This is a genomic window from Profundibacter sp., from assembly GCF_056498605.1.
Window position 1 is genome coordinate 1 of record NZ_JBSMEZ010000023.1, and the last position, 10856, is coordinate 10856.

General features: G+C 54.3%; 11 protein-coding genes. 6 read left to right on the forward strand and 5 right to left on the reverse strand.

The window, feature by feature from the left end; all coding sequences use genetic code 11:
• Positions 1-885, forward strand: an 885-nt coding sequence (locus ACWB12_RS02470; RefSeq protein WP_479528477.1) for a D-alanyl-D-alanine carboxypeptidase, incomplete at its 5' end; no start/stop codon positions are given.
• A 48-nt stretch (positions 886-933) separates the two neighbouring features.
• Here ACWB12_RS02470 and ACWB12_RS02475 read toward each other — a convergent pair.
• Entirely contained in the window at positions 934-2292 is a 1359-nt protein-coding gene (locus ACWB12_RS02475) for a hypothetical protein (RefSeq protein ID WP_479528478.1), read from the reverse strand.
• A 79-nt stretch (positions 2293-2371) separates the two neighbouring features.
• Positions 2372-2794 (reverse strand): tellurite resistance TerB family protein, encoded by a 423-nt coding sequence (locus ACWB12_RS02480; protein ID WP_479528479.1) that lies wholly within the window; start codon positions 2792-2794, stop codon positions 2372-2374.
• A 124-nt stretch (positions 2795-2918) separates the two neighbouring features.
• Here ACWB12_RS02480 and ACWB12_RS02485 point away from each other — a divergent pair, with 124 nt between their 5' ends.
• From ACWB12_RS02485 to ACWB12_RS02500, 4 genes are all read left to right on the forward strand, one after another.
• Positions 2919-4496: a lysine--tRNA ligase gene (locus ACWB12_RS02485; protein WP_479528480.1), complete on the forward strand. Its 1578-nt coding sequence runs from the start codon at positions 2919-2921 to the stop codon at positions 4494-4496.
• A gap of 280 nt (positions 4497-4776) precedes the next feature.
• Complete coding sequence (locus ACWB12_RS02490) at positions 4777-7068, forward strand: right-handed parallel beta-helix repeat-containing protein (protein WP_479528481.1); 2292 nt, start codon at positions 4777-4779, stop codon at positions 7066-7068.
• A 137-nt stretch (positions 7069-7205) separates the two neighbouring features.
• Entirely contained in the window at positions 7206-7811 is a 606-nt protein-coding gene (locus tag ACWB12_RS02495) for a rhodanese-like domain-containing protein (protein ID WP_479528482.1), read from the forward strand.
• A gap of 21 nt (positions 7812-7832) precedes the next feature.
• Positions 7833-8153: an antibiotic biosynthesis monooxygenase family protein gene (locus tag ACWB12_RS02500; RefSeq protein WP_479528483.1), complete on the forward strand. Its 321-nt coding sequence runs from the start codon at positions 7833-7835 to the stop codon at positions 8151-8153.
• Here the strand turns inward: ACWB12_RS02500 and ACWB12_RS02505 are convergent.
• Positions 8150-8896: a hypothetical protein gene (locus tag ACWB12_RS02505; RefSeq protein WP_479528484.1), complete on the reverse strand. Its 747-nt coding sequence runs from the start codon at positions 8894-8896 to the stop codon at positions 8150-8152. The genes ACWB12_RS02500 and ACWB12_RS02505 overlap by 4 nt on opposite strands.
• 104 nt (positions 8897-9000) lie before the next feature.
• The gene (locus ACWB12_RS02510) at positions 9001-9696 is read right to left on the reverse strand and encodes a hypothetical protein (RefSeq protein WP_479528485.1); all 696 of its coding nucleotides are present in this window, start codon (positions 9694-9696) and stop codon (positions 9001-9003) included.
• A gap of 140 nt (positions 9697-9836) precedes the next feature.
• Between ACWB12_RS02510 and ACWB12_RS02515 the strand changes: the two genes are divergently transcribed.
• Complete coding sequence (locus ACWB12_RS02515) at positions 9837-10244, forward strand: universal stress protein (RefSeq protein WP_479528486.1); 408 nt, start codon at positions 9837-9839, stop codon at positions 10242-10244.
• Here the strand turns inward: ACWB12_RS02515 and ACWB12_RS02520 are convergent, their stop codons facing one another.
• A complete protein-coding gene (locus ACWB12_RS02520; protein ID WP_479528487.1) occupies positions 10245-10622 on the reverse strand; it encodes a hypothetical protein in 378 nt (125 codons plus the stop codon).
• Positions 10623-10856 lie beyond the last annotated feature (234 nt).

The window sequence follows — 10856 nt, forward strand, 5'->3', positions numbered from 1 at the left end:
GGTGTCGGCGGGAAATACGAAATTATGATGGATGCCCGCACGGAAAAATACCGCCCCCGTGTCAGCATTGCCAAGATGCGTGTCGTGAATCGGGAGCAGCCGGTTTACGGCTACAAAAGCACAAATGGTGTGGACAACTGGACCGTTGCGCGCCGCGCGCTGGGCAAGGGCGGCAGTCGCTGGTTGCCGGTACGAAAGCCGCATATATATGCAGCCGAAGTATTCCAGACGATGGCCCGCACGCAAGGGGTTAAACTATCCCGCGCTGTAGAGGTGAAAGGGGCGGCCAGAGGCACGGTTCTGGTGGAACATAAAAGCGATGAATTGCGCATTTTGCTGCGGGATTTGTTGAAATATTCCAATAACATGACAGCAGAGTCCATCGGCATGACTGCAAGTGCAGCGCGGGGTGGTACGGGGGGCAGTTTGAAGGCGTCGGCCAAGAAAATGACCAGCTGGACGACGTCGCATACTGGTGCGCGAAAATCGAAGTTTGTGGACCATTCGGGGTTGGGGGCCGGGTCACGCCTGACGGCGGGGGATATGGTGGCCGCACTGGTGAAACAGGGGCCGGAGGGGCAGTTCGCACATTTATTGAAACCGATTGCATTACGGGACGCAAACGGGCGGGTGATCAAGGGGCATCCGGTGAAGGTTCATGCCAAAACTGGCACGCTGAATTTCGTGTCGGCGCTGGCCGGATATGTGACAGCACCCGATGGCACGCAGTTGGCATTTGCGATGTTCATGGCGGATGAAAAACGCCGCGCGGGCGTGGCAAAAGTAGACCGCGAAGCGCCGCAAGGGTCCAAGTCTTGGAACAAGGCGGCCAAGCGGTTGCAGCAGGCGTTGATCGAGCGCTGGGCGACGCTGTATGGGACGTGAGTTTCGTACAGATGGTACATTTCAGCGTCGGTTTGGTACAAAACCGCCTTATAACGCGCCAATCAGATCGGCATAGCTGTAGAAAACAGAAATCACCCCGTCAATCAGAGCGCCGTGATTGAGGGTGAATAGCCAGTTGAACCCATAAAGCGGCAGGCAACAGGCAAGGGTGATGAGGGCGCAAATTGCGCCTGACCCAAGACGGCCATGAATTTCAGAACCCTTGGCACCCGATTCCAGCAATTTGACAATTCTCTGGCGCAGAAATTCCGGATATTGCAATGCAAGGGTTGCGATGCCGATCAGCAGATGGATGAAGGTTGGCAGCAGGGTTGAGCCGAGCATAAGTGCCAGCCACCAATAATCGGATCGGTCCGTTTTCAGCAGTTTGAACAATTCACCAAGGTCCAGCAACGGGGTGCCATCAATGGGGCGGACAAGGTGGATGTAGGTGATGAGTGCGCCACCAAGGATGAAAAATATTGCAATGCCGCCGATGGTATCAAACAGCGCATTAAGCGGGGTGGAGCGGGTTAGACCGCGGTGCAGAAGGTAGCGGGTTAGACCGATTGAAGCAAAATCGGCCACGGCGTTCAGGATGGGGAAGATGGCGAAGAAGAGCAGCAGGTAGGCGGGGGGGATGGTGCCGGTGGGGTTTATTGATGGCAAAAAGTGGATTACGAGAGAGACCAGTAAGAGTAGTGCGACGAGGTAAATCAGGCTGAATACGGGGCGTTTTCCGTATTTGTGTTCTGCGACTGCGCCTGCGAATGCGACTGCGAATGCGCCTGCGCCTGCGAATGCGAATGCGACTGCGCCTGCGCCTGCGAATGCGAATGCGAATGCGAATGCGTTGGGAACACCGAACCGATCCGCAACAAAAATTCCGCCATACAAAATCACGCTTGCGAGGATAAACGATGGCAAGCACAAGCGTGATTTTGTTTTAGCCGCATACAGGTAAAGAAAAAATGAAGCCGAGAGCCAAAATATAACGAAGATTCGCGCAATACCTGATCCGGCGGGGGCGATTGGCAGGTCGCCAATCTGTAATGGGCTGCCCGCCAGCCATTGGGCAATGAAAGATAGTAGCGGATAGGCCACAGCCAAAAGCATGGTTGCGTTGATTAACCCGTGGCTAAAGGCGATGCGCAGCGGCGGGGCGTTTGCACTGATTTCGGAACGCGAGAGCCGGTTATTTACCCATTCCAGCACATCAAACATGGTGCCGTGGTAAAAGGTTTTCCAACTGTCGTGGTTGAGGGCGGTAATCCAGCGGGTGCGGTCGGTATCGTTTTTCCAGAGGGTGCCCATGGACAGAAATTTGTAGCACAGCACAAAGATCACAATGGGGGCATAAGTAAGCCAGCCGAGGGACCATAGATAATCAAAAATGTTAACCGTCAAAACACGCCCCTTTAGAATGTGGTTCTAGCATAGGGCGTGTTGGGTTTGTGGCAAGGGGAACCTCGTCCTCAATCCTGTCCTACGGCAACACATGCCGCGCCCTTGCACCGCGTTCAATCGCGGCGGCGTGCAGGCGGTCTATGTCCAGCTCGTAGCGGATTTCTTCGAGCAGGCGCAGTTCGGTTTCGCGCAGTTTGCCATCGGCTGCGGCCACATCGCAGGCCAGCGCATAGGCGGTTTCATACAGGCGTTCGGGCAGATCATTACGGATGATGCCGAACAGGGCGTCGAGCCCGTCTTCCTCGCCAAACAGATCAAACACGGTTTGCGACACGGTTTTGACGCGGTCCATATCGTAGCCAGCGAAGACCGGCAGATGGTTCACGATGGCCTGAATGGTCAGCAATTCCGAGGCGCGGATGTCTTCGTCCGAGGCGGAAATGGCGATCATCACAGCGACAAGGCTGTCTTGGGGGGTGAAGGAGTGGGGAATATCAGTCACTTTTATTTCCTAAATCTGGCATGTTCTATAGGGTCAGAATATTGACGCGGGCGGGGCGGGGCAATAGGGACGTTTCTATTGTTCGGGCAATGTGCTCGGATTTCTGCCGAGAAAGTGTAACAATATGTCTGATCTGGTCGAAACCGCGATGAATTCCAAAGCCTGGCCCTTTGAGGAGGCGCGCCGCGTTTTGAAGCGGTTGAACGGCAAGACACCTGAAAAGGGGTATGTGCTGTTTGAAACCGGCTATGGCCCCTCGGGGCTGCCGCATATCGGCACGTTTGGCGAAGTGGCCCGTACCACGATGATCCGCCGCGCATTTGAGGTGATAAGCGATATCCCCACACGTCTGATCTGTTTTTCCGATGATCTGGACGGCATGCGCAAAGTGCCGGGCAATGTGCCAAACCCCGATGCATTGCAGCCGTATTTGCAGCACCCCCTGTCCGATGTGCCCGACCCGTTCGGTGAATTCGACAGCTTTGCAGACCATAACAATGCCATGTTGCGCCGGTTTCTGGATACCTTCGGGTTCCAGTATGATTTTATTTCCTCGACCGAATTTTACCGCAGTGGTAAATTCGACGAGGTGCTTTTGCGCTGCGTGCAAAAATACGACGAAATCATGGAGGTGATGCTGGCAAGCCTGCGCGAGGAGCGCCGCGCGAGCTATTCGATTTTCCTGCCTATTTGCCCAAAATCTGGGCGCGTGCTGTATGTGCCGATGAAGTCGGTGGATGCCGACGCGGGAACGATTACCTTTGACGATGATGATGGCGACGAAGTGACCATGTCTGTGACTGGTGGGCAGGTGAAACTGCAATGGAAGCCCGATTTCGGCGCGCGCTGGGCTGCTTTGGGCGTGGATTTTGAAATGTACGGCAAAGATCATTCTACCAACACGCCTATCTATGACAAGATTTGCCGCATTCTGGGCGTGCCGGCACCTGCGCATTATGTCTATGAAATGTTTCTGGATGAAAATGGCCAGAAGATTTCGAAATCATCGGGCAACGGGATTTCGATAGACGAATGGATGACCTATGCCAGCGCCGAGAGCCTTTCGTATTTCATGTATCAGAAACCGCGCACAGCCAAGCGGCTACATTTCGATGTAATCCCCAAAGCGATGGATGAATATCATCAGCAACTGCGGGCGTTTGGCGGGCAAGATTTGAAGGCACAGATGGCCAATCCGGTTTGGCACATCCACGGGGGCAAACCGCCGGAAAGCGAAATGTTGGTGCCGTTTGCGATGTTGTTGAATTTGGCGTCTGTTTCGGCGGCCGAGAGTAAGGATGCGTTGTGGGGGTTTATCAAGCGGTATGCGCCTGATGCCAGCCCCGAAACGCACGGTGATCTGGATGCGGCGGCGGGGTATGCGGTGAAATATTACCACGACTTTGTTGCCCCTGCGAAGGTGTATCGGGTGGCGGATGAGCGTGAGCATGCGGCGATGCAGGATCTGTTGGCGCGGTTGAAGGCGTGGGATGGCCCAGCGGATGCGGATGCGTTGCAGACGATGGTGTTTGCGGTGGGTAAAGAGCACGGGTTCGAGCCGCTGCGCGACTGGTTCAAGGCATTATACGAGGTGTTGTTGGGGGCCAGTCAGGGGCCGCGGTTTGGCGGGTTCATTGCGCTATATGGTGTGGACGAGACCGTGGCGCTGATCGAGAAGGCATTGGCGGGCGGGTTAGAATAACTGCGCCACCTCTGACAAATTTACATAGATTAACCGGTTTCCTGTGGCGCAACGCTGGAGTACCGGTTTATTTTCACAATACAATTTCTATTGAACGACCTTGAACATGGCACCGTTCGCAATGGTTAACTCTGATTAACCCCGCTTTGATACATATTCCCCCATTCGGGCCAAGTGCCTGAATTTCCAAACGGTAACTGAAATTTGAGCGGATCAATGGTGGCCTGTGGCCCCAGTGCGTGCCTGCACGCGCGTTCCGGATATGTGGAAAGGGGTTAAGATGAACAAGGCAATCACGGATGGGTTGGTGTTTACACCACCGGAATTTGCGAATGGTTTAGATGTGTGGTCCAGTCAGGATGGCACGGCGGGGCAAGACACTTATGCAGGGGCGGCCAATGCGGCCTTTGTGCCTGCGGATCAGGATTTTGGCGGCTGTCTGGAGCTGCAAAAAACCACGGCCACACAAAAGCTGCGCTATATGGGGCAAACGCAGATGTTGCCCGGCTGTTATCTGCGCATTACCGCGCGTATTAAAGCCGTCAGCGGCAATCTGGCAACGGTTCGGATCGCGGGCTGGGCTGGCACGGCGTCGGATGCGCATGTTGGCGGGCTGGTCGAGGTCGGCCCAAGCGTAACGTTGACCACATATGGCGAGGTGGTGACTGTTTCGGCGATTGTGGGTGCTGGCGTGCGTAATGGTGTGGACATGCAATGGGGAAGCGCGCCCGCTTATGGCCATTTTGGGCTGGATTTAACCGGCCCGACAGGTGGTGTTGTGCGGATTGACGATGTCCAGATTGAGGACATCACCAGCGCGTTTCTACGCGATATGATGGATTGGGTCGATGTGAAGGATTACGGTGCCGTCGGTGACGGTATTGCCGATGATATGCCGGCATTCGAGGCCGCAGATGCCGCCGCCAATGGGCGTCGGGTTCTGATTTCAGAAGGCACCTACAATTTGGCCGATCATGTTACTTTTGAAAGCCCTGTGCGGTTTGAAGGCACTGTGACCATGCCGGTCGCAAAGCGGCTTGTTTTGCGCAAGAATTTCGACCTTCCAACCTATATCAACGCGTTTGGGGATGAAGAGTTGGCGCTGAAGAAAGCGTTGCAGGCGTTGTTGAACTATTCAGACCACGATTCATTGGATATGGGCGGCAGACGGGTTGAAGTAGCCGGGCCAATTGATGTGCAGGCTGCCGTTGCCAACCGTGATACTTTTGAATCCCGCCGCGTTTTACGCAATGGCCAAATTCAGGTTATTGCAGGACCGGCATGGGATACGGATGTTGTGGTTTCGGCGGCGACTTATGCGCCGACTGATCCTAAAACCCTGACGGCGGTTGCGGATGTGGCCAATATTCAGGTTGGATCATTGGTGCAGGGCAATGGTGTTGGGCGCGAAGTTTACGTGCGTTCAAAAAATGTGGGCGCGGGCACCATAACGCTGAATCATGCGTTGTTTGATGCGGATGGCACCCAGAATTTCACCTTTAAGCGTTTCAAATATGTGCTGGATTTCAGCGGGTTTGTTAAGATGAGCCGCTTTGAAATCGCTGATGTGGAAATCCTGTGTCAAGGTGATGCAAGTGCGGTGATGTTGCCGCCGGATGGGCGGATGTTCCAAATCCGTGACAGCAGCATAGCCAAGCCCAAGGATCGCGGGATTTCGTCAATTGGGGTGGGGTGTCAGGACATCCAGATTGACCGCAACCAGTTCATATCCAATGAAGAGGGTTTGCGCGCACAAGACCGCACAACGGTGATGCTGAATGTAAACAAGAATGATGCGAAAATCCGCAACAATCATGTGCACCGCTTTGGTCATTTTGCCCTGCTGGCAGGTGTTGGTACCATTATGACGGGTAACCATTGGTATCAGGGAGACAACGAGACAAATGGTTTGCGCACAGCCGGGTTGATTTTCACCAATACCAACGTGAATTCGATCGTTGATGGGAACTATATCGATAACTGTTTCATCGAGATGACAAACGAACATGATGCGGACCCCGTTCTGGGGGCAGCATTTACATTTGGCGGCCTGACGGTCACCGGAAATGTGTTCGTTTCCAGCCACGCTGTGGCCTGGTTTAACTGGATCGTCATCACGCCATATGGCACGGGCCATTCCATTGACGGGCTAAGCGTCACTGGCAATTCATTCCGTGCTTTTGCGGGTTCAATTACGCGGATCGAAAATATCGACACCACTTATGCTGATCTGGATTATTGGAGTTTTCGTAACATTGTGTTTGATGCCAACACCTTTAACGGGGTGAACGAACGGGTGCAGAACCCTGCGGTCATAGAACATTCGCAGATTACCAATGCGCAGACGTGGAAAGTGCCTTTTGCCCCTATGTTGCCGTTTGGCGCATATACGCGACGTGTGACGTCAGTGGTTGCTGATGGGATAATCACCTCGGGCACTTCGACACGATTGAGTACGATGCCTTATGCAGAGCGCGCTTCGGGGGCGGGCAACAACGAGGTTTGGGTGAATTGGTCAGTTGCTTGCAAAGGCAAAATTCAGGTGACTGCGCGGATTGACCGGCCGCTCTGATACTTAAGGCAATGACAAAAATAGGAAGCAGGGTGTCAATGTGCGCCCTGCTTTTTTGTCGCGTATCGGCTCTGGTGACTTGACCTCATTGCGCAAGTGACGCAGCTTTGATGGAACAACTGTAATTGGAGAGAAGTATGCGAATTTTTACAACGATGGGTTTGGTTCTGGCCATGAGCATTCCGACGGCTTCTTATGCGCAAAACAAGCCGGTGAATATCGGCCCCGGGGTGATGTCTGTTCAAATTGAAACCGGTGATGGCCCCGTTGAAATATCGCGTATTCAGGATAACCAGAACCGCCTAAGCGGGGATTGGACACGCACATCGCGGCCCTGTCCGAATTTCTGTGTGCAGCCGATGATCCCTGCCGAGGGTGTCACCCCGATTGGCGAGCAGGAGGTGATTGCGATGTTGCAGGATCCGGATGCTGTCGTCGTTGATAGCCGTGTGGCCAAGTGGTATTATAACGGCACCATTCCGGGCGCTGCGCACATTCCCTATACCGAGGTCGCCGACCGTCTGGACGAGTTGGGTTGCGAGATAGATTTTGACGGCTGGATTTGTGACGGCGCCAAACCCGTGGCGCTGTTTTGCAACGGGCCGTGGTGTGGGCAGTCGCCAACCGCCATTCGCGCGATGATCAGTGTGGGGTATCCTGCCGACAAGATATATTATTATCGCGGCGGGATGCAGGTTTGGCGTATACTGGGCCTTACAGTGATCGAGCCAAAAGACGGATAAGCCAGCCAGAGAGGCCAGCCAATGCTAACAATTTCAAAAGACAATGATGTTCAGACGGTTGTCACCACATTCGAGGTGACACCGGGCACCTGTCCGGATTTGCTGGATGAATTGAAGACGGCTTGTGATGTCTTTGTCAGCAAGCAGCCCGGGTTTGTCGGGGCGGCCATGCATGTAAATGACGCCCAGACGCGGATTGCCAATTACGTGCAATGGAAAACCCGCAATGATTTTCAGGCGATGTTGCGGTCGGATGAAATGCGCGGCTATCACCAGAAATTCAACGCGCTGTGCAAGAATTTCGAGCCGGTGATGTATGACGTGGTTGTTAGCGTTGGCTAACGACCCAAGGCTGCGGTTGATTTTGCAGCCTGTTTCTGCGCATGGGCCTTTCGGGCGCTGCGGCTAAAGGCCAGATCGGCCTTGCCTTTGACCAGCCACGAGAACGCAAAAGCCCAGATGCCGATGGCCTCGAGCCAGAGAACCAGATTCCAGTCAATCACGATGGCCTGCATATCGGGGCTGCCTTTTACTTTCATATAAGATGTGATGGTGATCAGAATGGTTGAAATCAGGATGATGTGCCCGCACCAGATATAAATCCGGCGTCGGCGCGGGCTAGCGGTTTTGGGAAATTTATAATAACAAAACACCCCGAGGCAGATGAAAAACGTCAGGGCCGAGGCGTAGTGGAACATTGAGCTGACCTTCAGGCCTAGCGCCTCTTGGGAAACAGTCACAACGGCTTGGCTCTCGTTCGGGAACAGCGCCAGCCCGAAGGCGGCAATGCCTGCAAGTGTTGCCACCCAGTCGTCAGAAATCCATTCACCTTTGTCGGGTTTATACCCCTTGTAGGAAATCAGGAAAATGCCGATGGCAAACAGGGTGCCAACAAAAACATCGCGCATCGTGGTGTGGTAAAAGTCGCTGATCGAGGGCTCAAGCTGACTGTTGGATAATAAACCGCCGATGATCAGGGTCAGCGGCAGGATGACCCCTAAAATGCCAACCGCACGGCGCACACGGTGGTACGATAAAACCAGATCATTATGGGTGAGTGGCGTGGCGGCGGTATCATTGGGCATTATATGGACCTACAAAATATGGACGAAAAATGAAGTGGGTGCAAAAAGCGGCACACTAAAAAACATGATTTTAGCGCCGGAGGGTTTGCATTTCAAGGCCGTCGTCAGAAACTCTTCCAAAACCCTAATTTCAGGCTTTGCGTGTTGTCCCCTGTCAGGCCTTTGACAAGGCCGACTTCGATCTGGTTGGACCCGCCACCGATGGACCAGACCAGCGAGGGGGCGAATTTGGCATAGGTGGGTCCATTAACTGTTTTGCCGGTTTGCAGTTGCCAGATTAACATCAGTCGGTCCGTGGGTTTCATCCCCCATGTGAAGTCGGCGCTATAGCTGGTGCCGGACTGGCCTGGCACATCCAGCGAGGTGCTGACCACGGTGATGGCCGAGGCGTCAACCGACAGCCAGCCATTTTCCAACCCACGCCCCCACGACGCCCCGATCCTGGCCATTGCCTGTTCCGTCGTGGTGCCCCACGGATTGGGAATGGATTTCATCCCCGCCCCGAATGTCAGGGCCATGCGTGCAGGGCGACCGGATTTACCAACAGGGAGGCGCAGGAACAGATAGGCTTCGGATACGCTGCCCGATGCCCCCAAATAGCCGTCGAACCCGACCGTCAAACGCGGCGTTAGCCCGTATTCGGCGTATAGGGATGTGTCGGTTGCATACAGGGTTTCGGGCAATGTCGAAATGGTGTTGGACCATGATAAATACACCGCGCCCTTTTCCAGTAGCCACGCGCCAGACTGCGCCATTGTGGGCAAGATCAGCACTGCCAACAGGGCCAATATACGCAGCATCCACACCTCCTATCCCCGCCCTGAATAGTCGTTGATAATGGTAAACAGATGGTTAATTTTTGGAAAACGGGGTTGATGTGGGTCATAGTGGGGGGCTGTGGGCAGGTGTATAATTGTCCCGAAACAAAGGAGACGACATCATGTATAAAAACATTCTGGTACCCGTTGCCTTGGATCACGGGCATGGCACTGTTGAAGCAATGAAAGTGGCGCAAAAATTGCGCGACGAGGGGGGTAAAATCACCCTGATTAGCGTGCTCGAGGCGATACCCGGCTATGTGGCCAGCTATCTGCCCGAAGGCCAGTTGGAAAAGAACCGCGCCGAGGTTGAAACCAGCCTGAAGGCGGATGCGGGCGGTGTTAAAGGTGTGCAGACCAAGGTAATTATCGGCCACCCCGGCAGCGCAATTGTGGATTATGCCAAGGATCAGGGGATTGACCTGATCGTGATCGCATCACACAAACCGGGGTTGCAGGATTTCTTCCTCGGCTCCACTGCGGCCCGCGTTGTGCGCTATTCACAATGCGCGGTGCATGTGTTGCGGTAGTTACCCCTCGGGGTATTGAACCCGACAATTGGCCACACCGGCATTCATCTGGCGCATAGCGGCTGGCAGGCGTTTCTTAAGGTTTGCCAGCTTGCGCCGTTCCTCGGCCACATTGATGGAAACGGGGGTTTCCACGGTGCGGTATTGGGTGTGAAAGCAGCGATAGGGCTTTTTGTCTTTGTCATAGCAAATATCGGGCGCCTCGTAGGCTTGCTGCGAGCGATGGATCGCATAGCCACGGGCGATGTTGCCTTGGCTGGTGCTGATACCGCTACGAATGCTGCGGACTTCATTGCTGGCGGTGTTGATGCACTGTTCCTGCGGCGTGGCGCAGGCGGCAATCAGGGCGAGGGCAGGGAGGAGGGCGAAGTGTTTCATATCAGGGTGTTCCGTTTGGATGTGCGTCCGAGGCGGAGTGTTGGGGGATTTGGGGGGATGTCAATTTTTTGGGAGCGTCATTTATATGAAGAGGTAATAATAATGCTAAATCAGAACGGATCGGCAGAAGTTTGGAATGGATCGCTGTCGGTAATTTTTCTCCAACACGACGCGAGCTGTGTTAGTGCCGCTTTTGATCCGCGAAGCGAAAAGGTAGCCAGTCGCCGCTCATCT